Origin of the sequence: Candidatus Pantoea multigeneris (assembly GCF_011752615.1) — a bacterium.
Lineage (GTDB): Bacteria > Pseudomonadota > Gammaproteobacteria > Enterobacterales > Enterobacteriaceae > Pantoea > Pantoea multigeneris.
On the sequence record NZ_VWXF01000009.1, the window covers coordinates 44,955 to 68,756 of the forward strand.

22 protein-coding genes are annotated in these 23,802 nt (G+C 55.1%); 14 read left to right on the forward strand and 8 right to left on the reverse strand.

What is annotated here, in order from left to right:
• The first annotated feature begins 193 nt into the window (after positions 1–193).
• On the forward strand, positions 194–1,591 hold the full coding sequence (gene fumC, locus F3J40_RS18570; RefSeq protein WP_167016942.1) for a class II fumarate hydratase: 1,398 nt from the start codon (positions 194–196) through the stop codon (positions 1,589–1,591).
• 46 nt (positions 1,592–1,637) lie between these two features.
• Here the strand turns inward: fumC and tus are convergent, their stop codons facing one another.
• Positions 1,638–2,573, reverse strand: coding sequence for a DNA replication terminus site-binding protein (tus, locus tag F3J40_RS18575; RefSeq protein ID WP_167017217.1), 936 nt, complete (start codon positions 2,571–2,573; stop codon positions 1,638–1,640).
• 344 nt (positions 2,574–2,917) lie between these two features.
• Between tus and F3J40_RS18580 the strand changes: the two genes are divergently transcribed.
• From F3J40_RS18580 to F3J40_RS18610, 7 genes are all read left to right on the forward strand, one after another.
• On the forward strand, positions 2,918–3,304 hold the full coding sequence (locus F3J40_RS18580; RefSeq protein ID WP_167016944.1) for a type II toxin-antitoxin system RelE/ParE family toxin: 387 nt from the start codon (positions 2,918–2,920) through the stop codon (positions 3,302–3,304).
• Positions 3,297–3,626, forward strand: coding sequence for a helix-turn-helix domain-containing protein (locus F3J40_RS18585; RefSeq protein WP_167016946.1), 330 nt, complete (start codon positions 3,297–3,299; stop codon positions 3,624–3,626). The genes F3J40_RS18580 and F3J40_RS18585 overlap by 8 nt, the downstream gene beginning before the upstream one ends.
• Positions 3,627–3,759: 133 nt before the next feature.
• Complete coding sequence (locus F3J40_RS18590) at positions 3,760–4,938, forward strand: MFS transporter (RefSeq protein ID WP_167016947.1); 1,179 nt, start codon at positions 3,760–3,762, stop codon at positions 4,936–4,938.
• Positions 4,939–5,047: 109 nt separating this feature from the next.
• Complete coding sequence (locus F3J40_RS18595; RefSeq protein ID WP_167016949.1) at positions 5,048–5,530, forward strand: RrF2 family transcriptional regulator; 483 nt, start codon at positions 5,048–5,050, stop codon at positions 5,528–5,530.
• A 128-nt stretch (positions 5,531–5,658) separates the two neighbouring features.
• Positions 5,659–6,003, forward strand: a complete 345-nt coding sequence (locus F3J40_RS18600) for a helix-turn-helix domain-containing protein (protein ID WP_167016951.1) — start codon at positions 5,659–5,661, stop codon at positions 6,001–6,003.
• Positions 6,004–6,094: 91 nt separating this feature from the next.
• A complete protein-coding gene (locus F3J40_RS18605) occupies positions 6,095–6,538 on the forward strand; it encodes a ribonuclease domain-containing protein (protein ID WP_167016953.1) in 444 nt (147 codons plus the stop codon).
• Between the two features lies 1 nt (position 6,539).
• Positions 6,540–6,806 carry a barstar family protein gene (locus F3J40_RS18610; protein ID WP_167016955.1) on the forward strand — a complete coding sequence of 89 codons (267 nt, stop codon included), beginning with the start codon at positions 6,540–6,542 and terminating at the stop codon, positions 6,804–6,806.
• Here the strand turns inward: F3J40_RS18610 and F3J40_RS18615 are convergent.
• The 4 genes from F3J40_RS18615 to F3J40_RS18630 form a co-directional block, all read right to left on the reverse strand.
• Entirely contained in the window at positions 6,803–9,073 is a 2,271-nt protein-coding gene (locus F3J40_RS18615; RefSeq protein WP_167016957.1) for a virulence factor SrfC family protein, read from the reverse strand. The two genes, F3J40_RS18610 and F3J40_RS18615, sit on opposite strands and share 4 nt — an antisense overlap.
• Positions 9,070–12,027 carry a virulence factor SrfB gene (locus F3J40_RS18620; RefSeq protein WP_167016959.1) on the reverse strand — a complete coding sequence of 986 codons (2,958 nt, stop codon included), beginning with the start codon at positions 12,025–12,027 and terminating at the stop codon, positions 9,070–9,072. The genes F3J40_RS18615 and F3J40_RS18620 overlap by 4 nt, the downstream gene beginning before the upstream one ends.
• Before the next feature lie 2 nt (positions 12,028–12,029).
• Positions 12,030–13,238 carry an SrfA family protein gene (locus F3J40_RS18625; protein WP_167016961.1) on the reverse strand — a complete coding sequence of 403 codons (1,209 nt, stop codon included), beginning with the start codon at positions 13,236–13,238 and terminating at the stop codon, positions 12,030–12,032.
• A gap of 161 nt (positions 13,239–13,399) precedes the next feature.
• On the reverse strand, positions 13,400–14,227 hold the full coding sequence (locus F3J40_RS18630) for a helix-turn-helix transcriptional regulator (protein WP_369410955.1): 828 nt from the start codon (positions 14,225–14,227) through the stop codon (positions 13,400–13,402).
• Positions 14,228–14,323: 96 nt separating this feature from the next.
• On the opposite strand from F3J40_RS18630, the gene F3J40_RS18635 reads away from it, so the two are divergent.
• Positions 14,324–15,211, forward strand: coding sequence for an SDR family oxidoreductase (locus F3J40_RS18635; RefSeq protein ID WP_167016963.1), 888 nt, complete (start codon positions 14,324–14,326; stop codon positions 15,209–15,211).
• Here the strand turns inward: F3J40_RS18635 and F3J40_RS18640 are convergent.
• Positions 15,208–16,383: a benzoate/H(+) symporter BenE family transporter gene (locus F3J40_RS18640; protein WP_167016965.1), complete on the reverse strand. Its 1,176-nt coding sequence runs from the start codon at positions 16,381–16,383 to the stop codon at positions 15,208–15,210. The genes F3J40_RS18635 and F3J40_RS18640 overlap by 4 nt on opposite strands.
• 94 nt (positions 16,384–16,477) lie before the next feature.
• On the opposite strand from F3J40_RS18640, the gene F3J40_RS18645 reads away from it, so the two are divergent.
• The 3 genes from F3J40_RS18645 to F3J40_RS18655 all read left to right on the forward strand — a co-directional run bounded on the left by F3J40_RS18645 (position 16,478) and on the right by F3J40_RS18655 (position 18,097).
• Entirely contained in the window at positions 16,478–17,035 is a 558-nt protein-coding gene (locus tag F3J40_RS18645) for a helix-turn-helix domain-containing protein (RefSeq protein ID WP_167016967.1), read from the forward strand.
• Positions 17,036–17,103: 68 nt separating this feature from the next.
• On the forward strand, positions 17,104–17,529 hold the full coding sequence (locus tag F3J40_RS18650; RefSeq protein WP_167016969.1) for a MarR family winged helix-turn-helix transcriptional regulator: 426 nt from the start codon (positions 17,104–17,106) through the stop codon (positions 17,527–17,529).
• A 16-nt stretch (positions 17,530–17,545) separates the two neighbouring features.
• Positions 17,546–18,097: an isochorismatase family protein gene (locus F3J40_RS18655; RefSeq protein ID WP_167016971.1), complete on the forward strand. Its 552-nt coding sequence runs from the start codon at positions 17,546–17,548 to the stop codon at positions 18,095–18,097.
• 54 nt (positions 18,098–18,151) lie between these two features.
• Here F3J40_RS18655 and pqqU read toward each other — a convergent pair whose 3' ends face one another.
• Entirely contained in the window at positions 18,152–20,278 is a 2,127-nt protein-coding gene (pqqU, locus tag F3J40_RS18660; protein ID WP_205297434.1) for a TonB-dependent receptor PqqU, read from the reverse strand.
• Positions 20,279–20,486: 208 nt separating this feature from the next.
• Between pqqU and F3J40_RS18665 the strand changes: the two genes are divergently transcribed.
• Entirely contained in the window at positions 20,487–21,350 is an 864-nt protein-coding gene (locus F3J40_RS18665; RefSeq protein WP_167016973.1) for an NAD(P)-dependent oxidoreductase, read from the forward strand.
• A 14-nt stretch (positions 21,351–21,364) separates the two neighbouring features.
• Positions 21,365–22,132 carry an AraC family transcriptional regulator gene (locus F3J40_RS18670; protein ID WP_017346076.1) on the forward strand — a complete coding sequence of 256 codons (768 nt, stop codon included), beginning with the start codon at positions 21,365–21,367 and terminating at the stop codon, positions 22,130–22,132.
• Here F3J40_RS18670 and leuA read toward each other — a convergent pair.
• A complete protein-coding gene (leuA, locus tag F3J40_RS18675) occupies positions 22,068–23,783 on the reverse strand; it encodes a 2-isopropylmalate synthase (RefSeq protein WP_167016975.1) in 1,716 nt (571 codons plus the stop codon). The genes F3J40_RS18670 and leuA overlap by 65 nt on opposite strands.
• Positions 23,784–23,802: the final 19 nt, after the last annotated feature.

The window sequence follows — 23,802 nt, forward strand, 5'->3', positions numbered from 1 at the left end:
TTCCCTGTGACGGTGAATTTGTAAGTAAAGCAGAGGATTGCAAAAAAGATATTGCCCAGGATCAGATAAACGACAATCGAATCGAGAATGTTAAATAATTGTATGCCATAATTTTGGCGCCCGGATTTCGACACCTTCATTAACCATTTGCACGGGCAACAAACCATCAGAACAGTCGTATAAGGAGAGAGTCATGGCGGCCAACCGCGTTGAAAAAGATTCAATGGGACCGATTGATGTACCGGCTGATAAGCTGTGGGGCGCGCAAACCCAGCGTTCCCTCGAGCATTTCCGCATTTCTACGGAAAAAATGCCTGAAGCGCTGGTGCATGCACTGGCGTTGACCAAACGTGCTGCTGCTACGGTGAACCGGGATCTGGGCCTGCTGCCAGCAGAACGCGCAGAGGCGATTGTTAAAGCAGCCGATGAAGTGCTGGCTAACAAACACAGCGACGAATTCCCGTTAGCAATCTGGCAGACCGGCTCCGGCACCCAGACCAACATGAACATGAACGAGGTGCTGGCGAACCGCGCCAGTGAAATCCTCGGCGGTGAACGCGGCATGGCGCGTCTGGTGCATCCCAACGATGATGTGAATAAAAGCCAGAGCTCGAATGACGTGTTTCCTACGGCGATGCACGTTGCGGCGGTGATTGCGATTCGTGAACAACTGGTGCCTCAGCTCAACGTGCTGAAAAACACCCTGAGTGAGAAATCAGCGGCGTTTAAAGATATCGTCAAAATTGGCCGTACTCACTTGCAGGACGCGACACCCCTGACGCTCGGCCAGGAAATTTCGGGTTGGGTGGCGATGCTGGAACACAACCTCAAACACCTTGAACTGAGCATTCCGCATGTGGCTGAACTGGCCCTGGGCGGTACAGCGGTAGGCACTGGTTTAAACACGCATCCTGAATATGCCGTGCGTGTGGCAAAAGCGTTGGCCGATTTGACCGGGCAGCCTTTTGAAACTGCACCGAATAAATTTGAAGCCCTCGGCACCTGTGACGCACTGGTGCATGCCCACGGCGCATTGAAAGGCCTGGCGGCGTCACTGATGAAGATCGCTAACGATGTGCGCTGGCTGGCCTCTGGCCCGCGTTGTGGCATCGGCGAACTTTCTATCCCGGAAAATGAACCCGGCAGCTCCATCATGCCAGGTAAAGTCAATCCAACCCAGTGTGAAGCCTTGACCATGCTGTGCTGCCAGGTCATGGGCAACGATGTGGCGATTAATATCGGTGGGGCATCGGGTAACTTCGAACTGAATGTCTTCCGCCCAATGGTAATCCACAACTTCCTGCAATCTATTCGCCTGTTGGCAGACGGCATGGACAGTTTTAACCACCACTGTGCCATCGGTATCGAGCCGAACCGCGATCGCATCAGCCAGTTGTTAAATGAGTCGCTGATGCTGGTAACGGCGCTCAACACCCACATTGGCTACGATAAAGCCGCTGAAATCGCCAAGCAGGCACACAAACAGGGGCTGACCCTGAAAGCCTCGGCGCTGAAACTGGGCTATCTGACGGAAGAAGAGTTTGATGCCTGGGTGCGCCCGGAAGAGATGGTTGGCAGCATGAAGCAATAACGCCTCTGCCAGAAGAAAGGCCAGCACTGATGCTGGCCTTTTTTTATCAGGACTCTACCGGGTGATCGACCCATAAATGCAACCGTGGGATCAGTAGCCACAGGGTTTCAGCGGCAGGTTTGTGGCGATGAGTAATGTTTTGCGCATCATAATTGGGCAGTTCTCCCAGCACCGGCACTTGCGAACGGTCGCGGCAGGTAATCAGAATGGGAGAAGGGCAGGCAAGCTGAACCTGTTTTTTCTCTTCTGCACGCCACACGCGGGCAATGGGTTGCACTTTAACCGGGCGTTTAATCTTCAGGCGCGTGTTGGCAGGCAGTGCGCGTACGCTGGCTAACTCTTGCTGGACTTTCTCCGCCCACTGTTCTCGTGTCCATGGCGCCTGTGCGCGGTTGGCTTTCAGGCTTTTCTCCAGCATGGCCACCACTTCCTCACGCTGCAAATTCTTAATGATATTTTTGTTGGCCCAGCCAAAGCGCAGGCTGTCGGGGGCGCTCAGCAACGGAATGGTACGGTAAGCATTGAGCGTGATTAAACCCGGAAAATGATGATGCACGAAGTCAAAGCGAGCTTCAGAGGGGAGGCCGGACTCCTGCGTAATCATCACTTCGATATGCTGTTTTAACTGATTAATGTGCGAAACCTGGTCCATCAGTGAAGCTTCTTTCTCTTCATCACACTCAATACATATTGCCCCAGGCAGACGAACCGCCGCTTTGGTGCTGAGTTTCTCGGACTGATGCTGCATAAACAGGCGGCAGTAGTGCTCCAGCGCTTTTTGTCGTGCCGCTAGCCCTAAATGTTGCTCCACCGAAATTTGGGTAATCGCCTCGTGTTCCTGTCCCTTTTCAATGGGCGGGAGTGAAAACACGCGCGCGATCAGCAGAGGTTGTTGCTCGATATCCTCACGTAGCGTGCTCAGCGCCTGCTCAAGCTGATTGAGCGAGCGGCGTAAATCATCAACTAAGTCATAGCGCATCAGTTAAGCTCCCTAGTTACAACATACCATTTGTCCACCCTGAGTTTGCCTGCAATCAGGGTGTCACTCAATACTCTTTACTAGTTACAACATGCTAAAATGTTGGATTAAAAACCCCATTGATATCGTGCATGTAATCGTTTCAAGCAGGGAATATTCGCGCTATGCAGATGGTAAAAGTGAGGCTTATTTCTTTTTTGCGGGCAGGGATCCATCTTGTCAAAATGCGCATTGAATCCACCTAAACGGGACATTTAAAATGTTACTGACAGGGGTGGTCCTTAGTACTATAGTTGCTGTGATTGTGGGCAAGGAAGTTCACTCTTAAACGTAGGGATGCATAAAGCATGGGAATTTATGTCTTAAAAGCGTTCGATAAAAACACCAAAGGCGATGAAATTAATGACGCAGTTTTGTGCACCTCAGCGCATGAAATAATGAATGGTCAGTATGAAGCGAGCTTTGGAGGCGGTGTTTTCAAAAAACGTATCCGGCTACCAGGTAAAGGGAAAAGTGGCGGTGCGCGAGCAGTTGTAGCGTTTAAAGCAGGAAAACATCTATTCTTTGTAAATGGCTACGCAAAATCTGATACGGGCAGCTGCGGAAAAGAGATACCTGATGATGCGATCAAGGCCTACAAAAGATTCGCCGCTGACTTACTTGGTATGACCCAAAAACAGCTTGATGCTCACATCCGGGCCAAAACGATGCGAGAGGTAAAAGGTAATGGTTGACCATCTGAAAGATTTGCAGGAAATGGCGCATGATATGTTACCTCATGGCGGTATCTCAAAAGATACTGTGAAGCATATTGATGCTCGGGTCAGGTTAAGAGAGCTGCGTGAACAGCTTCCCACCATTATTGAGATGAATGGTGAAGCAATCCAGGCCTTACGTGGGCGTTACAATCTTAGCCAGGCTATGCTGGCTGAGTATGTGAATATGTCAGTGACGACTGTTTCAAAGTGGGAAAGAGGTGAGAAAAAGCCAAATGGCGCCGCGCTTAGAGTGCTAAGCACGCTATCTCAAAAAGGACCTGAGGTATTCAACCGATAAAAAAGCCCCCAATGGGGCTTTTTTATCGCAATCAGACATCTCCTACAGCAAGCGCAAATCCCTCTGACACACCTATATCACGCACGCCGCACATGGTATAAAAACCGCCTGTCTGACAAGGATTAACTAATTGATGGAACAAAGCATTAAACCTGCGCGCAGCGCCATTATTACCCTGGGGTTAGTACAAATATTACTCTGGGGCGGCTCCTTTTATCTGCTTGCAGTCATGGCTGCACCCATTGCGCAGGAAACTGGGTGGTCGCAAGAGTGGATCTATGGCGCATTATCCATCGCCATACTGGTTTCGGGCCTGCTTGCTCCTTTAAGCGGGCGTATCATTGCCCGAACGGGCGGTCGCTGGATGCTAGCCAGCAGCGGTGTTGTGATTGCTCTGGGGCTGGTGATGATGGGGCTAAGCCATCAGTTAATCCTGTTTTTAGTCGCCTGGGTTATCACCGGCGTAGGCATGGCAATGGGGCTATATGATCCGTTGTTCGCGGCTTTGGGTAACATTTATGGCCTACAGGCCCGCGCGGCAATCACCGGTATTACCCTGATTTCCGGGTTTTGCACCACCCTTGTCTGGCCTGGCACGGCGGCACTGGTCCATTTACTGGGCTGGCGAGAAAGTTGTTTTGTCATAGCGGTGTTGTTGCTTCTCACCACGTTGCCCGCTTCACTCTATGCGCTGCCCGCCACGGCGGGGCGGAAACCAGGCACCAAACGGCGTCTGCCTTCGGATGTTGACCTTGCGCCAACGCTGTTCTGGCTACTGTGTGCCATTTTCACACTGGCCTCTGTCATCATGACCGCAGTCTCTATTCAGCTGATTACCTTGCTGCAAGCAGATGGTTACAGCCTGGCTTCCGCCTTGGCTATCAGTGCCATTCTGGGGCCGTGCCAGGTGGGATCGCGCATTGTTGATATTGCATTCAAACGTGGCCATCCCATCTGGACAACCTTTTTCTCGGTTGGGCTGGTAGCGATAGGATTGATTGTATTGGCCTGTTTCCCGCAGTTTGCACTGTTGAGTATGGTGCTGTATGGCGGAGGGAATGGGCTGCGCGCTATTGTGCGCGGCACGCTGCCGCTGGCCCTGGTCAAACCTGAGGCGTATGCGGTTGTAGTAGGGCGGATGGCACGTCCCGCGCTGATCGGACAGGCGGTGACGCCACTCTGTTTTGGCTGGATTTATGCGGTATTCGGTGCCAGTGCCACCTTGTGGGCATTATGCGCCCTGGCAGTGATCAACGTGGGGCTGGTGATGCTGCTAAAATCCCGTTTGCCCAACGCGCGTGAGGCGTTATAGCACAGTGTGCGCCTTCTAAAGTGCAACAATGTTTGTTATATTTAAGTCTTATTCGATACACATGACGCGGCGATGACAAAAAGAACAAGGGCCGCACCAGGATGAAGAGATGTTAGATTACCGCTTCCCGACAGCTTTGCAGATGGTTTTGAGCGTAGCGATGGCGGAGCAACTGGGCAAACGCTCAACCAGCGCAACCCTGGCCGAAGGGCTAGAGGCTAACCCCAGCTTTATTCGAAAGCTGATGGTTCCCCTTACCCGTGATGGCATCATTGTGTCTACTCTGGGTCGCAGTGGCTGTATTCATATGGGACGACCACCCAGCGAAATTACACTGCGTGATATTTACGTTTCGGTGATCGAGGATAAAAAGCTTTGGGCTTCACGTCCCGATGTCGCACCGCGTTGCCTGGTGAGTGCCAATTTGTGTTGGTACTTTAAAGCGATCGCTGAAGAAGCAGAAGAAGCCTCGCTCCAGGTATTGGAAAAACGTACCGTGGCGCAAGCCCTGGACGAACTCAAACAGCGCAACAGCAACGACTGCGTGCCACAAGTTTCGCCCTCACCGTGCAGCGAAAAGATTTCTGACTAATACTTGTCTAAACCCAGACGGCATTTAATGTAATAATAAAACTTGCATTTAAATCCGTTCTGGTTCACTCTTAAATGCAACTGCAATAGATACTGATACTGTTCGTCAAGTTGACGGAGGACACTAGGATGATGAGTGACGCATTTATTCACGATCTGATTGACTGGATCGATAACAACATTGAAGCACGTCTGGATCTCGATACGGTGGCAGAGCGTTCCGGTTACTCTAAATGGCATCTGCAACGGATGTTCAAAGAGCACACGGGTTATCCTCTCGGTGAATACATCCGTGCGAAGAAACTGAAAAAATCGGCTGACCGTCTGACCAGCAGTAACGAGCCGATTCTCAACGTGGCTATTTCGATGGGCTTTGATTCGCAACAGTCGTTTAACCGCAGCTTCAAACGTCAGTACGGCATGGCTCCAGGTACCTGGCGTCGCCACAGTGTGCCATCGCACAGTATGCAATAAACCCACATCGCCGGGGCCAGCACTGCTGGCCCGCGCTGTTTCTTCCTGTTAAACCTGCTACTATCGCATCCTGTTTGATCAGGATGACATCATGAAAAATATTCGCTGGATTGGCCTTATCGCGCTGCTTGCAGTGTGCTGGTATGGTCTAAAACCCCATTTTTCCCCTAACGCGCCTACCTCGGCTTCCACCGGCCAGAACATCACCGCCATGACAGATGCGCAACAGGTTGCCCGTTGGGTACACCAGCATCATCAGTTGCCGGATTTTTATCTGACCAAGCGTGAAGCTCGCCAGCGTGGCTGGGACCCGGCACGAGGCAATTTGTGTGAGGCGTTACCAGGTCATGCCATAGGGGGCGATCACTTTTCTAACCGGGAAGGGCGATTACCCGAGCAACAGGGCAGACGCTGGTTTGAGGCGGATGTGAACTATCGCTGCGGACATCGTGAGGCAGACCGTTTGCTGTTCTCTTCTGACGGTCTGGTGTTCCTGACGCGCGATCACTATCGCACTTTTACGGCGTTACCTTAACATGCTAAGCATCGTGTTGGATTTCCAGCGTTTGGCCGATCGGCAAGCGCTGTATGCCGCATTCAGCGAACAAAGCCACTGTCCGCCGGGTTTTGGCAATAATCTGGACGCGCTATGGGACTGGATAACGGGCGGCATGGCGCTGCCCGCGCAGATTCATCTGCACCATCTTCCATTGCCCGTTGAGGGGCAATTTGCCCCGGTTATTGCCGTGTTTGAAGAGGCGGTGCAGGCCCTGGAGGGGGAACTGCACCTGATTCGAGATTAGCTGCGTAACTGCTGTAATAGTCGCAGGACTTCAGCACGAGCGTCTGGCGTGAGCGCCTGGCCGCCGGTAAAGCCATTATTACCGGCAACCAGCTGGTCAAGGCCCACCAGCCAGTCATAAATGTAAAACGCAGTGGTATTTGCAGGGGTGGCAGTGAGTCGCGTTAATCGCTGACCGCCCGGTGCTGTTGCCACGGTGACTGCGGGCCGGGCAAAAATGGCCTGTCCGCGATTGACACGGCTGGCGGGACGTTGGGGTTCAGGCTGTTGCAACCAGCCGAGCCAGGCAACAAAATCCCCGATCACCGTCATCGCCCGTGATACCAGACGATCAATCTGTCCCGCACTGCGCGTTCCGCTGAGATTATCCTGTAAGGCTTTATCCAGTTGTGCCAGTAAATCAAGGCGGAAGCTGGCACAGATCAACTCCTCAGTCAGTGCCGCCAGAATATCCCTGTCCAGGTTGAGCAAGGCGAGCAACTCGCCGTTGTCCGGTAACTGACGCAAATGTGTGAACCAGACACCCAGCACACGCTGGGCCATTTCAGTCAGCGGTGATGGGGCATTCTGAGTAGCAGCGCCTGCGGCGTCCTGGTCACTGAACAAATCGAATTCAAAGCCGATGCCAAAATGTTGTGGCGCGGGATCGGCTGCCTGCTCCTGCTGACCCAGCCACAGTTGGCGCAACACATCACGCGAAGGTTGCAACCGCTCCAGCAGTTCACCGTGTAACCCGGTACGATGCTGTAAGCATTTCAATAAAGCATCCGCAATCTGCTTTTTGCGCAGCGCCTGGCCGGAAGAGGCCTCCGACTCACACCATGGCTGTAGCAACTGTCCGGCAACCCTACTTTCCAGCTGTTGCACCTGTCGAGACAGTAACTGTTGCTGAGGTTCAGACGTCATCTCATCCTGCAACCAGCGCGACATCCGGTCTACGCCCGCGCGATCTAACGCCAGCATTGAGCCCCAGGATTGTCCCGGTGTTCCTACCTGACGCTGGACGGCTTCATCATGATTTTCCTGTTGATGGCGACTGTCATGGGGTGTGATAGCCCAAATCAGGCGAGGTTTCTCCAGTGCGGGCTGATGCCGCAACCATTCACGTAATCGATGGCTGACTGACGCCGTTTGTGTGCGATGCTGTGATGCCGTACACACCAGCAATACATCAATGCCATGACGTGCCGCATACCAGCCAGACATTAACTCACGCTTGTGGGAAAGCAGGGGAGAATCCGTCTCCGTTCTGGCACAGGCGGGAAGCAGCAGCATATCCGCCTCATCAAATAACGCCTGACGTGGTACCGAGCTAAGGGAAAGCTCCAGTTCCAGCGCGAGCAGACGAAGATCGTCCAGACTGACGGGCATCGGTGGCACATTCGTCTGAGCGCGAACCATCACCGTTTGCTGTGCATCCGCCTCATGGCTCAGCAGCCATTCGCTGGCCAATGAAGAACGGCTGACCAGCAGTTCGGCTTCTGCTTCTATGCGCCTCGCATACCCAAGCTGTTGCCGCAAATGCAGGAGTTGCCGCAGCCGATCGCTCAGCGTGGCTTCTCCCGGCCAGAGCAGGGCAAAAAGTTCAATGCGGTCATCGGTTGCCAGCCACGGAGCCAGCTTCATCGCCTGTGGCCAAAACAGACGATCCAACTGGCTGTCATAGCCGTGTTGATGCCGCAGGTTTTGCCACAGCATCAACAGGTCTTCACTTTTTAGATCGCTGGTTGTTTGAGGCTGAACCATGCGTTGCAGGCGTTCCAGCGTAGCCACCATGACCTGACCCGAAGCGACCACGGGCGATTTTCTTGCGGCTAGCATCAAGCCAATCAGTTCTACTTCATTCAGCAGCACCAAAGCGACCGGCCATTCCGGGGAAGCCGGGGCGTGATGTTGGGTGAAGCGAAGGCTAACGGCAAAATCAGCCATGGTGGGGTTGATGTGTCGTGCATAACTCAGGGTGCGCTCGCCCACTCTGACGTGCAACTCCCCCTGGGCGTCCCCAACCATTTCAGCCAGTAACGCATGTTTACTCCGGCCAGACTGACCAAACAGCGCCAGCGTGGTAGGGCGATTCGCCTGCTGGACCAAACGCTGAGTGTGGGCCTTCGCCCGCTGTAATTGACGCCCGAGGGTTTCAGCCTCCAGCGCCAGACGCGGGACTTTCGGGCCATAATGCGCCAACCAGTTTTCACTGCTTTGCAGCACATCTTGTAAGCGTTGCAGGCGATGTAAAACCGGCTGAGGTGCCTGCCAGCGACTCTTCATGATTTTCTCCATACGCTACCGCTGTCGATCCAGTACTGAGCACCGGCATTGCCACTGGCAGATAAAGTATTCAGATTCAGGCTCAGATGCTGTAGCGGCACCGGCGAACCATCACTTAGACGGGCTTCGCGGATTACCAGATGCTGAGCACCATAAGCCGGTACTTCTTCTGCCAGCGCTAATTTCACCTGCAAGGTGCTGACACCGGCAACTTTGCGCGCTAAGGCCGCATCGTTAATCGTGAGGCTGTAGAGCGGCGAAGCGGGCCAGCGATCGTTTTCTAACTGGCGGAAGCCGAGGCAAACGCTGCCGTTCACCGTCAGGCTTGCCTGGGGATCGAGTTGATGTTGCGCATCATCGAAGTCGAGCGCGTGGTAGCAGGTGTTTTGTTCGCTCAGGGTCGCACTTTCGTCCAAAATACCGAGATAGCGAATGGTGGAATAAGGTTCGAAATCACCCGCACGGAACCAGAAGCTGTTGAGACGTAATTCCAGCGCCAACAGGCACAGCATCGCGCCGACCGCCGCGGTGGATTTTGGGTTATCGATGCGGCCCTGTTTACTAAAGGGATACCATTCGCTGGTGTGGTAGCCTTCCAGCCCCAGAATGCGATTACCCGGCAGCGGTTGCAGATGCCGCACCAGCGCCTGAATACCCGGGAAACGGGAAGGACGACCGGTCAGCAGCAAAATGTCACACTGATAAAATGACACGACTTCGCACATGGCACGCAGCGCCGGAATAATCGCCATCCGCTGCTGCATAAATTCCTGATGCAGCTGGCTCATTTTCACCACCAGCGGCACATGCATCAGATCAAAGCGATGTTCAGCCCCCAGTTGCCGCGTGACTTCATCGGTAACAAAGCCCAGCACCAGATCGGAAGGCGCTGTTTCGAGCAGCTCGCCAAACGTTGCACTGACTTCAGCATGATTTTCCAGTGGGTTCCAGCATTCGTAACGTGCCAGAATCGCCTGAGCCAGGGGAATGAAGAGTTGCAAGGTGGTTTGCTGGCGTAAGGTGCCCAGGCCATCCAGCCGGTTATCATGACCAAACAGCTTTTGCAGTAATTCACCCGGTTGTTGTAGCCCGATATGCAGCAAACTCTGTTGTAATGCTGGCAAAATCCACAGCTGAATCACATCCAGTTGAATATCATCTCCGGCCACTTTAAAGCCTTCCCGGAACAGTAAACGGGGCGTAATTTTTGCCTGATTACCCTGAGCATCATCAAGACGATAGTGGGTGATCGCTAAATCGGTGGTCCCGCCACCGATATCAATCGAGGCGATACGCAACTGCTTACCGGGTGACTCATCCGCCCCATATTGCCGGTCAGGGCGCTCGGTTGCGGCAAAAAACTCTCCCGCATTGCCGGCGTAGTTGACCTGGGTTTCGTTATAGAGCCAGACCATTTGTCCACAGGTGGCCTCATCCCACTCCATTTGCACATCAGGAACCGGACGGCTTGCCTGGGAAAAATGCGCCGCATTGAAGGGGAGATCGGCAGGGTGCCAGCCTTCCGCCTTCCACACCAGACCCAGCGCTTCATGCATACGCTGACGGAAAATTTCGCGTTCGGGCTTTGGCATGGCCGAAGGTAACGTGAGAATGATGTGGCGCAGTTGGCGCGGGGCATGGCTTTGCGGCATGCGTTGGCGCTGCATCACACTGTTCATCTGCATCAACGCCTGCGCCAGCAGTTCGCACAGCATGAATGTCATTAACGAACTGCGGCTGTAGTGAGCCGAAAATACCGGCAGTTTTTCGTCGGGTTCGAGGGTGTTAAGGGGCTGCCCTTGATCGTTCACCAGGGTCAAAAAGGGCGCCGCAATCGCCTGAGGTTCATGACCACTGCTACGGTTAAAACGCCAGCCGGGCTGATAATGCGCTTCATCCCACAAGTAGCGACGTGGGCTGGAGATACCGCTGCTGCCTTCCAGGCCCGCGCGTTGCAGCGCGAGACGGCTCGCTTCGCTGCCGGTACGGGTGAGGGATGGCCACATAAAAGCCTGTTCGCGGCCACTCTCGAGGGAGAAGTGGTTCTTGCCAAAGCGAGCTTCACTGAATTCCAGACGGCTGTCGAACAGTTCATTCCACACAAGCCAGGGTTGTGAGAGATCGCGCAGTTGCAGTTCGCTGGCCTGTTGTAAGCCGCTGCGCTGGTCCTGGTGCTCTTCGACCAGGATGCCGCAGGTGTGGGAATTCCCGACGTCGAGGATCAAATCGACATTAATCGCCGGGTTTTGTGCGCCCAACGCCTGTACGCTGATCTCGGTCAGATTGAGCTGTTGGCCAAGAAGTTCCAGTAGGTTGAGGTAGTGTGCCTGATACTCAAACTCCCGCAGTGCCTGATGTAACGCTTGTTCTTGCCGATCGGCGCGTTCGCTAAAGCTTTCGCGCAGCCAGCCATCAACCCAGGTCAGGTCGAGAAAATCAGCCAGCTCATAGTTTTGCCACGCCAGCGCAAAAGTGACACCGTTTTCGGCATCACTGTGTGCCAGTCCGAGCCGTTCTCCGCCATCGGCCAGAGAGACCAGCCGGGTGTCCAGTGCCAGAGTCAAACGATGGGTATGGCCTTGTGCATCGGCTTTATCCAGCTGAGAGACGTGGATGCGTGCCCAGTTTTCTGCGCCGGGGCTAAAGCGACGCTGCCCGCTGCAGCGGAGGATCGGTAACGGGAGCCAGCAGTTATTCAGCAGGGTCAGCGAGTCCAACAGCGCGATGTCGGATTCAGGGCGTACGACCTCTGGCGGAGTGCCGCTTGTGCCGTGCAGCAGAAATTTACCGCTGACATCCTGTTCCAGACGCAGCAGTGGCCCGTTTGCGGTCTGTCGTACAAACTGCCGACGCAGGCTGGCGTCAGTCAGACGCAGACCAAAATCGAGAAACTGGATGCCGCTGTCCGCAATCAGTGTGATTTTGTGTGTGTCATCAATCAGGGTAGCCAACATGGTTATCTGCTCTCACGCTTAATCATCATCGGGAAGGTTTGGTCGTCACGCAGCTGAGCCTGACAACGGGCAGCGCCTTCGCCTTGTTTACAGAACAGCTGTGGCATGCGGTATCGCGAGCCATCTGAGCAACGCGCGGTAAAGCGGCTGCGAATCTCCAGCTCACCAGAACCCATTAATGCGCCACTTGCCTCCGCGCTACAGCGTACGCCGGTTGACTGCACCATCGTCACGCTGCCGCGCCCATTACGGAACTGGTAGCGAAACTCGGGCAGCCAGGACGCAGGGGTGGCAGGCTGTAAGGTGACGAGCCAACGGCCATTAAGGAACTGCACGGTGCCCGCGCGTACCGCTTCGGCGTTCAATACCAGATCGTCAGCTTTGGCCGGTTCCACCGGAACTGGCGGCGGTGGCGGTGGTGCAGACTCAACGATACTGGCTGGCATCAGCGGCAGTTTAATCGGGGCAGGTTGTGGCTGTGTTTTCACTGCCGCAACGGGCTTGTTGACCTCAGGGTTGACGGCGGGTTGCGGAGGGTGCGCAAGTTGCCAGCCCAGTAGAGAAAGTCCCAATGCGCAGGCCGCAGCCAGTGATACTGGCAACACCCAACGAGGGGTATGGGATTGCGGTTTTGCAGGCGGAGTTTCCACCACGCTGACGGGCTCTGGAGTAATCACTTCCGTTTCCTGAACGTCTTTCTCTGCCACCAACAGCGGTAAACGTTCTTCCAGGGTGTCTCGTAAACACGCCAGCGGATCCAGGTTCTGCTGTTCGTGGTTCTCCACAAATCCCCAGAAAGTGATGACCGGTTTGCCGTTGACCAGGCTGATATATTGCTGGCCGGGAAAGTGCAGGCTTTTGCTCAGCAGCGCCGCAAAAAGCTGCTGTGCAGGGCTAGTGGTCGCACTGGCCTTGGCGGCGATCTCTCTGAATGTTTGCTGGTATTCTGTCAACAGGGTCAGCGCCTGCTGGCGTTCTTCCGGGCTGGCCGCCAGCCAGGATTTTACTTTTCCTTCGAACGGGGCATACCAGTAAAGACGATCGCCGCGATCGCAAGCTTGCGGAATCGCCAGACAATCAGCCAGCGCGCTGTAATTACGCAGTCGTAGGGTTTCACGTATTTGTAGGGCGGAGAGGAAGACCGGTTTGCCGTTTTCCCCCAGTGACAGCAGTGCGTCAGGATTGCCGCTGCGCAGAAAAGTCTTAGCCACTCGGTGTCCTTATAGGATGATCGCAGGCAGAAAATCGCGTTTTATCAACAATTGCAGTGATTTTAGGTGGGCTAAGCGAAAATCAAACGCCAGAAAAGGCGCTGATTTTAGTTAATATTCATTTGTTAGCGTCGGTAACGCTCAGGGTAATGGCAGGACATTTACCGGGTGGTTGCCAGATATTGCCGCAGCCGCAGCGCATCCGTGGGATGAACCGGATTAAAGACCATCAGGCTCAAGGCCGGATGACCATCAACGGAAAAGCTGGAGTATTCAAGCTCAAGCGGACCGAGGGTGGCGTGATATAAACATTTAATGCCTTCAGCATGTTGCGAAACATCATTGTTCAGCCATAACGCGGCAAACTCTGGGCTGGCGGCACAAAGTTCATCCACCAACTGCTTAATCTCAGTTTGCGCCCCGGCTCTGACCGCATCGGCACGAAAGGCGCTCACTACCGCACGAGCGGTAGATTCCCAGTCACGCTGACCACGGCGAATGTGAGGAGCGCAAAAAATCAGCCGTAAAATATTGCGTTGGTCGGCAGGCAACAGGCTGTAATCCGTCAGCACCCGCGCCGCTGCATGATTCCAGGCCAGCACATCCCAGGTGGCTGATTTGATAATGGCTGGGCTGGCATCCAGCGTATCTAACAGGCGTTGTAAACGCGGCGTCACGGCAACCGGCGCCCGGTAACTGGCTTCCGGTGGGTGGCCAAAAGCCAGCATAAACAAATGCTCACGCTCTGGTTCGCTCAGCAACAGGCTTTGTGCAATTCGATTCAGCACTTCCGCTGAAGGCCCGCCGCCGCGCCCTTGTTCCAGCCAGGTGTACCAGGTCGGGCTAATATTGGCACGTTGTGCGACTTCTTCCCGCCGTAAACCGGGAGTACGACGGCGGCCAGGCGCAAAGCCAAGCTGCTCCGGATCAAGGCGACGTCGGCAGTTTTGCAAATAGTGCCCGAGTAAATTGGCTGGCTGAACTGACACAATTACCCCGTTAGTTTTTATACCCTGATAATGTCACTACTTTTACCCGATGGCGCACCGGATGATGATAACGCTTCACCAATAGGGGAGTTGATTATGCGCATATTTCTTACCGGTTCAACAGGCTTTGTCGGCAGTCAGGTCGCTCAGGAACTTATCAACGGCGGCCATCAGGTGCTGGGCGTTACACGTTCAGAGGCGGGCGCGGAGAAACTGGCCACTTTGGGTATTGAGGCGTATCGCGGTGACTTAAATCAGCCGGAAAGTTTACAGCGCGGTGCCGCAGAATGTGATGGCGTCATTCAAACCGCTTTCGATCACGACTTTAGCAACTTCGTTGCCAATTGTGAAAAAGACCGCCGCGTGATCCTCGCCTTGGGTGATGCGCTGGCCGGTAGTCAACGCCCGCTGATCATCACATCGGGCGTAGCCATCGGCGCAGATGCAGAAGGGTTGCGCGCGCATGAAGACAATTTTAATCCCGACTATCCCCATCCACGCATCGCCTCTGAACTGGCCGGGAACGTATTGTTGCAGCGCGGTCTTAACGTAATGACGTTGCGCCTGGCGCAGATCCACAACCCGCAAAAGCAGGGACTTATAACGGAAGTCATCAGAGTGGCGCGCAGCAGTGGCATTTCTGCCTGGGTCGGGGATGGAGACAATCCCTGGTCGGCGGCGGGACTGTCGGACACGGCCCGTCTCTATCGCCTGGCTTTAGAAAAAGGTCAGCCTGGTGCCCGTTACAATGCGGTGGCGGAAGAGGCCATTAGCTTTAAAGATATCGCATTGGCAATCGGCGAGCGCCTCGGGTTGCCGGGTGTCTCCCTGACAACGGAACAGGCCACAGCGCACTTTGGTTGGATGGCAAACTTTGTCACAGCGGATATGTCGGCGGACAGCGCCCGAACCCGTCAACGGTTGCAGTGGCAACCAACCGGGCCGGGTCTGTTACAAGACCTGGCCCGGTTAGAGGTTGATTAAGGGCGTACGCGGGTCAGGAAGAGGTGGGCGATCATTCCGCCCACTAACCCCCAGAAGGCGGAGCCGATACCAAAGAGCGTGAGCCCGGAAGCGGTGATCAGGAAGGTAATCAGCGCCACATCGCGTGAGCCAACGTCCTCTACGGCGCGCTGCAAACTGTTCCCTAAGGTAGCAATAAGCGCCAGACCGGCCAGCGTCTGAATAAAGACCGGTGGTAGCGCGCTGAACAGCAGGCCAATCAGTGCGCCCGAAAGCCCGGCCAGAAGATAGAACAAACCGGCCAAGGCCGCGGCCATCCAGCGGCGACGCGGATCGGCATCCACATCCTCGCTCATGCAAATTGCCGCAGTGATGGCCGCAATGCCCACAGAGTAGCCGCCAAATGGCGTGAACAGCAGGGCGATCAGGCCCGTCCAGCTGATCAGCGAGGAGACCGGCGGTTTGTAACCATACGCCTGCAAAGTCGCAATACCGGGGGCGTTTTGTGAGGCCATGGTGACAAGGAAATAGGGTAAGCCGATGCCTACCAGCGTGGCCAGGTTAAAGCTCGGCATAATAAATTGCGGCAGTGTGAAATGGACCTCTTGCAATGAGAGGTGCACATTGCCCTGCCCAAAGGTGACTACGATTCCGGCCAGTAATGTCATCAAAATGGCATAACCAGGCATCCAGCGACGGCAGACAAGCCAGGTCAGGCACATCGCACCGCAGAGTGCGATATTTTGTTGTAGCCCCGTGAAGGTTTGCAGTCCAAAGCGCAACAGAATCCCGGCCAGCAGGGCGGCGGCCAGTGACTGTGGGATCCACGCCATCATGCGGGCAAACAGGCCGGTAATACCGCATATAATAATCAAGACATTAGCAAACACGAACACGCCAATCGCTTCGTTCAGCGTGGTGCCGTGCAGGCTGGTTGCCAGCAGGGCGGCTCCAGGCGTTGACCAGGCCGTGAGCACCGGGATGCGATAGCGCAAAGAGAGAAACAGCGAGCTGATGCCCATCGCCACACCCAATGCCGACAGCCAGCCGCCGATTTGCAGCGTAGTCGCCCCCGCCGCCTGAGCGGCCTGGTAAACAATCGCGGCGGAACTGCTGTAACCTACCAATACGGCAACCAGGCCAGAAACCAACATTGGAAAGGAAAAAGGGGTGCGAATAGTCGTGCTGAGCATCAAAAAATTCCGGTTGTGCGTTATAACGCACATCGTCGCACAGGCTGAGTATGCGCACAAGTGATACAATGCTGGGGTCATATCAGGAGATGTTATGGAAAGTCCTCACGATTATCTCAGCCACGCTTTGAAGCAGCTACGCCAGGCCAACGGCTGGAGCCTGACGCAGGCGGCAGTGAACACCGGCGTCAGCAAAGCCATGTTGGGTCAGATTGAAAGAGCAGAGTCCAGCCCCACGGTGGCGACATTGTGGAAAATAGCCACGGGCTTTAACGTGCCATTCTCTTTCTTTATACAGAGTGAAAACGACGGCAGTGAAACACCGGTAACCTTCAGTCAAAGCAATGCACAGATGGAGGTTCGCAGCCTGCTGCCTTACGATCCGCAACTGCATATGGATCTGCTTGAAGTCACGTTGGCACCCGGCGCGCAGAGTCACTCTTCCGCCCATGAAGAGGGGGTGATTGAGCAGGTCGTGGTGCAGGAAGGTGAATTGCTGCTTGGCGTGGCAGGCGTGTGGCACCGGCTGGTTCGTGGCCAGGCCCGTCAGTTTTCTGCTGATGTCGCGCATAGCTACCGTAATCCGCTTGCCACACCGTTGCGTTTTCATAGCCTGATTCACTATTTGTCCAGGCCACGCATTACAAATTGATACGAAGGTAAACTACACAGTTTAGCTTCGCATCTATATACTGCCCGCACAGCAGTAAGGAGCGAGCAATGAGTGATTTAAGTAACGCCGCCGTCGCGCTGCGGATGATCTCCGGCAAACTGAGCCGTCGCCTACGCGAGTCGGCCCCACCGGCCGATCTCACCTGGTCCCAGGTGTCCGTACTGGGTCATCTGGTCCGCAATGGCGGCATGACGATTACCGAATTGGCAAAAGCCGAAGGTGTGCGCAGCCAGTCAATGGGGGCGACGGTCGCCAGCCTGTCAGGTGCAGGCATGGTGAAGGCGGAGAGTGTGCCGGGGGATGGCAGAAAAACCCGCTATGTCCCAACCGCCTCTTGTCTGGCGCTGATCGATGAAAATCGCGCAATGCGTGATGACTGGTTGCTACAGGTGATGGAACAAACATTCAGTGCTGAAGAGCGCCAAACGCTACTTGCCGCGATCCCTCTACTGCAACGTATCGCCGATCAATAATCTTTAAGGAGTTTCCATGGCCGTAACCACACTTGATGCAAAAACCGCGCTGATCGTCATTGACCTGCAACACGGTATTATCCGCCTGCCGGTGGTTCACGATCCAAAACCGGTGATTGCCCTTAGCACCTCACTGATCGCCGCATTCCGCAGCAAAAACCTGCCGGTGGTATTAGTGAATGTGGCTGGCGGTGCGCCAGGCCGTAACGAACAGGCGCGCCATGCGGGTGAACTACCTGCGGACTGGGCAACCTTAGTCGACGAAGTGGCACCACAATCAGGCGATCTGACCATTACCAAACATAGCTGGGGTGCATTCAACCAGACCGCACTGCATGAAGAGCTGCAACAACGCGGCATCACCCAGGTGGTGATCTGCGGTATTGCAACCAGCATCGGGGTAGAGTCTACCGCCCGTCAGGCTTATGAATTAGGTTACAACGTCACGTTGGCCGTAGATGCGATGACTGACCTGAACCTCGAAACCCACGAGAACAGCATCAAGCGTATTTTCCCACGTCTTGGTGAAACCGGCACCACAGCCGAGGTGATTGCACTGCTGGGCTAACCCGATATTACGAAGTGAAAACCCCGACACAGTCTACTGTGCCGGGGTTTTTTATTACTGGAAGGCGTACGTTACGGTCAGGCCCACGCTGTAGTTGCGGCCAGGCGCTGGCTCGTAATAGCGGCTGTTGCTCTCATTGACGATAACAGAACCGATGTAGTTGCGATCAAACAGGTTATCGACGCGACCGAACATATCCAGCGTCCAGTTGCTCAACAGCCATTTGTAACCGGTATTCAGCGAGGTGATGCTGTAAGCCGGTGCTTTCACGCTGTTGGCGTCATTGGCGGCGATATCGCTCATGTAGCGAATCTCTGCACCACCGTACCAGCCCTGTTCCGGGGCATATTCCAGACCGGCATACGCCATGCTGCGCGCAATACCTGGAATACGGTTGCCATCACAGTTAGCGGTGCCACAAGCATTGGTGCGGTAACGTGCATCCAGCAATGTCCAGGCGGCTTTCAAACGCCAGTCATAGGCAAACTGCTGATCCAGTCCCAATTCGAGACCACGACGACGGGTTTGGCCAGCATTCTTGTAAGTCGATCGCCCGTTGCTGCTGGTATCGGTGACAATTTCATTTTGTGTATCGGTCTGGAACACCGCCGCAGAAATCAGGCCATTGCCAATGCGTTTTTTGGTGCCCAGTTCAATGGTGTCACTGGTGGCAGGTTTCAGATTGATATTCAGGCCAGATACGCCGCCAGAGCGGTAGGCCAGCTCATTGATGGTTGGCGTTTCGAAGCCACGACCGGCAGAAAGGTAGGCATTCCAACTGTCATCAAACGCATATTTCAGCGCCGCCGCTGGCAGCCAACGGTGATAGCTGGTGCTACCGCTGTCGTCGCCGTTTCCGGTGGTGATGTAATAATCGTTGGAGTCGAAATAAACCGAGCTATAACGCAGACCGGCATCCAGTGACAGCTTGTTGGTAAGCTGCCAACTGGTTTGCAGATACGGATCAAGGTTCCACATCAGGTTGCGTTCGTTACGACGCATATCGCCCATGACACCATAATCGGTGCTGGTCCCGTTGTTACTGAAATTGAGGTAGCCCTTGCGGCGTTCCATCATGGTTTCGTAGTCAACGCCGCCAGTGAAACTGACCGGAATCGAGAACAGGGTGTCGCGGTGCGTCCAGCGTGTATCAATACCCTGATAGTGACGGGTCAAATCAATCACGCCGCCGGGGTGCGCTGCGCTGCTCTGTGAGGAAGCGGGCAGTGACTGATATTGCGTGGTTTCACGGATACCGGCGTACATCATGACGCTCAGGTCATCATTCTCGCCCATTTGTCGCACGTAGTGCAGCCCGGCCTGAGTCTGATCAACCGTCTTGCGCGCATTGTAGATACTGACGTTGCTGGCAACCTGATGCGGGTCAGCGCGCCACATATCGGGCGTTAAGCCACCTGGGTCATCAGCCTTCACGTGCACGCTGTTGAACAACAGCGTCAGGGTACTGGCATCATCCAGGCGTACGCCGAGTTTTGCGTTGGCAAGGTTCTTCTCAGCGCCGCTGTGGTCGCGATAGCCATGGGTGGTGAAGCGTGAAGTCGACACGGTGTAGTTTACATCGCCAGCATGGGTGCCATCGCCCGTCGCGCCGCTGACCTTCAAACTGTTACGCCAACTGCCGTAGCTACCAAACCAGGTTCCGGCCTCTAACGTGGTGGGCTGTTGGCCGGTTTGGGTATCGATATTGATCACCCCACCGGACGAGTTGCCATACAGCGCAGAGAACGGGCCGCGCAGCACTTCAATATGATCGATAGAGCCGATATCAACGTTAGACGTCTGTCCCTGACCATCAGGCATGGTGGCCGGAATACCATCGACATAAATGCGGATACCGCGCACGCCAAACGTCGAGCGGGAACCAAAACCACGCACCGACAGCTGCAAATCTTGCGCGTAGTTCTGACGGTTCTCGATTTGCAAGCCCGGTACACTGCTGAGATTCTCGGAGAGATTGACGCGTGGAGCCGCCTGACGCATATCATCACCGCTCACCACGCTCACAGCGGCGGGTGTATCCAGTTCGGATAAACCGCTGGCGGCAGGGGCGGCAGAAACGACCATTGTGTTGCTGGCATCGGCGGCATACAGCGGCAGTGGCAACACCACTGGCAACAGCAGCATGGAGAGCGGTGCCTGGCGTAATAAGGCAATTTTCATGGTGAAAGACCGTAAAAAAGTTAAGTAAATTAGTTGTCTACGTGTGGAGTGGGTCTTATGTTAAACGCTTTTGTTCTGGCGGGAAAACGATTAATCAACATATTCCCTTACGGTTTTCTGTCATTAATGCCACACAGTGCCTGCTGCGTGATGACAATCTGATGTAGTCTGAAAGACAATCAAAGATGAATAAATAGAGGGACATACGATGAGTAAACCCGTAGTGGCTGTGCTGGGCTTAGGCGCGATGGGGCACGCTTTTGCCGCCAATCTGTTGAAAAATGATTTTGTTGTGCAGGGCTGGAACCGCACCAAATCACGCGGCGAAGACCTGTTAGACCACGGCTTGCAGTTGGCAGACAGCGCGCAACAGGCGGTGCAGGGCGCAGATGTGGTGCTGACCATGCTGTCTGACGGCGAAACCACCGAACAGGTGCTACATGATGTCAGTGAGACACTGAAATCCGGTGCAACTGTGTGTCAGATGGGCACGATTGGGGTTGAGAAAACCGATGCACTGATCGGCTATTTCGCCGCACAGCGTAGCGATGTGATCTTTATCGATGCGCCGGTCTCCGGGACCAAAGCCCCGGCTGAGAATGCACAGATTCTGGTGATCGCCAGCGGCGATCAGAGCAAAGCGCAGGCGGCTGAGCAGGTGTTTGCGGCTATTAGCAAAGGCACGCGCTGGCTGGGTGAGGCCGGGGCCAGTTCACGCATGAAACTGGTGGTGAACAGTTGGTTGATCGGTATGGTGCAAAGCCTGGCGGAAAGCACGCGTCTGGCCGAGCAGTTTGGTTTCACACCGGATGACCTGTGGCAAGTGATTGAGGGTGGCCCACTGGCTGCACCATACGCCAAAGCCAAGCTGGGCATGATGGCCAGCGAAGATTTCACGCCGCAAATGCATCTGATCTGGGCGTTGAAAGATGCGCGCCTGGCGCTGGAAGCCGCAGAAGGTCAGACTTCACTGCCTGCGTTACCAAACATTGTCAATGTCTGGCAGGATGCGGTAGATGCGGGCTTCGGCCAGCAGGATCTTGCCGTCATTCATCAATACCTGAAAAAGTGACAGCGTAACCAAAGATGAGCGCGCAGCTACAGTTTGATTTTACCCACCGTCCGCTGGTTCCCTATGCACATGATTATCAGCACGGGGAAGGTGAACCCTGGCATTTTCACCACTGCGCGCAGCTCATTCATACGTTAAGCGGCGTGGTGCGCGTGGATACCGCGCAGGGAAGCTGGATTGTGCCGCCCAGTCGTGGCGTCTGGTTACCTGCATTTACTCGCCATGCTTTGCACATCACCGGGCGCGTTGCGGCCCGCACGCTGTTTATCGATCCACTCGCACGCGCGGATCTGCCCGCCAGTTGTCAGGTGGTACAGATTTCCCCGCTGCTGCGTGAACTGATTGTGAGCGCACTGACGCTGGCAGAAAGTTACCAACCCGGCACGCGAGAAGAGCGGATTTACGAATTAATTCTTGATGAACTGCGCGGCCTGGATGTCCTGCCTTTTGCCCTGCCAGGTGCAACGTCTGAACGACTGCTACGCCTGTGTGAACAGATCCAGCAAGCGCCAGGGGAGAGCTGGACGCTGGCCCGTGCCGCAGCGCTGTTGAATGTGGCAGAGCGCACGCTGGCACGCCACTTTATGCGCGAAACCGGGCTGCATTTCAGTGACTGGGTGCGCCAGGCGCGACTGGTGATTGCATTGACGCGGCTGGCACAGGGCGACTCGGTGTTACGTGTCGCCCTTGATCTCGGTTATGAAAGCCCGAGTGCCTTTAGCGCGATGTTTCGTCGTTTGCTGGGTGTGTCACCGGCGGAGTATTTTCCAGCGGGATCGTAGCGGCTGCCGCGTTAAGCAACGCCTGCAACGAAGCGCGCGCCACATCATTATCAATCGCCACGCCCCAACTGCGCTCACCCTGAGCATTCAGGCAGCTAACGTAAGCCACTGAACGACTATCACTGCGTTTGCCCAGCGTATGTTCGTGGTAGTCCTCAATACTCACCACCACCCCCAACGACTGGCGTAACGCGTGCGTTGCAGCGGAGAGCAACCCATTGCCATTGCCCTGTAAACGCAGCACCTGATTCTGCTTGCGTACGCTAGCGCGCAGCTGCGTTTGCTCCCCCTGGCCACTGTGGCTCTCTGCCTGTTCCAGTTGCAGCAGCGGGGTGTCCGTGCCGTAGCTATGGCAGAACAGTTGCCACAAACTGTGCTGGGTCATCTCTTTCCCGTGCCGGTCGGTTTCGCGCTGTACCCGCTGGCTAAAGTCTTGCTGCAATCCGCGCGGCAGTTGCAAACCGTGATTTTGCTCCAGCAGCCAGGCCGCGCCACTCTTCCCTGACTGACTGTTCACGCGGATCACCGCCTCATAGCTACAGCCAATATCCGCCGGATCGAGCGGCAGGTAAGGCATCTGCCACAGGGTTTCCTGCTGCTGCTGGCGGATAGCAAAGCCTTTTTTGATCGCATCCTGATGTGAACCGGAAAAAGCTGTGAACACCAATTCACCGGCATAAGGATGACGCGGATGCACCGGCAATTGATTACAGCGCGTCACCACCTCAATCACCTGTTTCATCTCGCTGAAATCTAATCCCGGCGCGATACCCTGGGTATAGAGATTTAAGGCGAGGGTAATCAGGTCGACGTTTCCGGTGCGCTCACCGTTGCCCAACAAGCAGCCCTCAACCCGGTCAGCCCCGGCGAGTAATGCCAGCTCGGCACAAGCGATGCCAGTCCCGCGATCGTTATGGGGATGAACACTGATGCACACCGCCTGGCGGCGGCTAAAGTGGCGGCAGAAATACTCAATCTGATCGGCATAGACGTTAGGGGTGTTCACCTCTACCGTCGCCGGTAAGTTGATGATCATCGGGCGTTCGGGACAGGGCTGCCAGACTTCTGCCACGGCCTCGCAAATTTCCAGCGCAAATTCGGGTTCGGTAAAGCAAAACGTCTCCGGTGAGTACTCAAATGTCCAGGCCGTTGCTGGGTTCTGCTCACAGCCGCTGCGGATCTCCCGTGCCGCACGCGTTGCTAGCTCAATAATTTCGGCTTTGCTTTGGCGGAACACGCGCTCGCGGAACAGCGGCGCCGTGGCATTGTAGAGATGGAGAATAGCGCGAGGCACGCCTTCTAACGCGGCAAACGTGCGCTCAATCAGATCGCTCCTCGCCTGGGTCAGCACCTGGATGGTGACATCTTCCGGGATGCGCTGTTGTTCGATTAAATCACGCACAAAGCGAAAATCCGTCTCTGAGGCGGATGGGAACGCCACCTCAATCTCTTTAAAACCGCACGCCAGCAGCAGTGACCAGAACTCAAGTTTACGTGCCGCATCCATCGGCTCCGCCAGTGACTGGTTGCCATCGCGCAGGTCTGTCGAGAGCCAACGGGGGGCTTTGCTCAGCGTCTGCGCGGGCCACTGGCGGTCAGGCAGGTTGACCGTGGGGAAAGGGCGATATTTGTTTTCTGGTTGGGTCAGCATGGCGATTCTCCTGTGTTTT

Bases quoted from the DNA above. Each gene is read 5' to 3' on its own strand.
- fumC (WP_167016942.1), top strand. From the start codon at position 194: ATGGCGGCCAACCGCGTTGAAAAAGATTCAATGGGACCGATTGATGTA.
- F3J40_RS18580 (WP_167016944.1), top strand. From the start codon at position 2,918: ATGGGAATTTATGTCTTAAAAGCGTTCGATAAAAACACCAAAGGCGAT.
- F3J40_RS18585 (WP_167016946.1), top strand. From the start codon at position 3,297: ATGGTTGACCATCTGAAAGATTTGCAGGAAATGGCGCATGATATGTTA.
- F3J40_RS18590 (WP_167016947.1), top strand. From the start codon at position 3,760: ATGGAACAAAGCATTAAACCTGCGCGCAGCGCCATTATTACCCTGGGG.
- F3J40_RS18595 (WP_167016949.1), top strand. From the start codon at position 5,048: ATGTTAGATTACCGCTTCCCGACAGCTTTGCAGATGGTTTTGAGCGTA.
- F3J40_RS18600 (WP_167016951.1), top strand. From the start codon at position 5,659: ATGATGAGTGACGCATTTATTCACGATCTGATTGACTGGATCGATAAC.
- F3J40_RS18605 (WP_167016953.1), top strand. From the start codon at position 6,095: ATGAAAAATATTCGCTGGATTGGCCTTATCGCGCTGCTTGCAGTGTGC.
- F3J40_RS18610 (WP_167016955.1), top strand. From the start codon at position 6,540: ATGCTAAGCATCGTGTTGGATTTCCAGCGTTTGGCCGATCGGCAAGCG.
- F3J40_RS18615 (WP_167016957.1), bottom strand. From the start codon at position 9,073: ATGAAGAGTCGCTGGCAGGCACCTCAGCCGGTTTTACATCGCCTGCAA.
- F3J40_RS18620 (WP_167016959.1), bottom strand. From the start codon at position 12,027: ATGTTGGCTACCCTGATTGATGACACACACAAAATCACACTGATTGCG.
- F3J40_RS18635 (WP_167016963.1), top strand. From the start codon at position 14,324: ATGCGCATATTTCTTACCGGTTCAACAGGCTTTGTCGGCAGTCAGGTC.
- F3J40_RS18640 (WP_167016965.1), bottom strand. From the start codon at position 16,383: ATGCTCAGCACGACTATTCGCACCCCTTTTTCCTTTCCAATGTTGGTT.
- F3J40_RS18645 (WP_167016967.1), top strand. From the start codon at position 16,478: ATGGAAAGTCCTCACGATTATCTCAGCCACGCTTTGAAGCAGCTACGC.
- F3J40_RS18650 (WP_167016969.1), top strand. From the start codon at position 17,104: ATGAGTGATTTAAGTAACGCCGCCGTCGCGCTGCGGATGATCTCCGGC.
- F3J40_RS18655 (WP_167016971.1), top strand. From the start codon at position 17,546: ATGGCCGTAACCACACTTGATGCAAAAACCGCGCTGATCGTCATTGAC.
- pqqU (WP_205297434.1), bottom strand. From the start codon at position 20,278: ATGAAAATTGCCTTATTACGCCAGGCACCGCTCTCCATGCTGCTGTTG.
- F3J40_RS18665 (WP_167016973.1), top strand. From the start codon at position 20,487: ATGAGTAAACCCGTAGTGGCTGTGCTGGGCTTAGGCGCGATGGGGCAC.
- F3J40_RS18670 (WP_017346076.1), top strand. From the start codon at position 21,365: ATGAGCGCGCAGCTACAGTTTGATTTTACCCACCGTCCGCTGGTTCCC.
- leuA (WP_167016975.1), bottom strand. From the start codon at position 23,783: ATGCTGACCCAACCAGAAAACAAATATCGCCCTTTCCCCACGGTCAAC.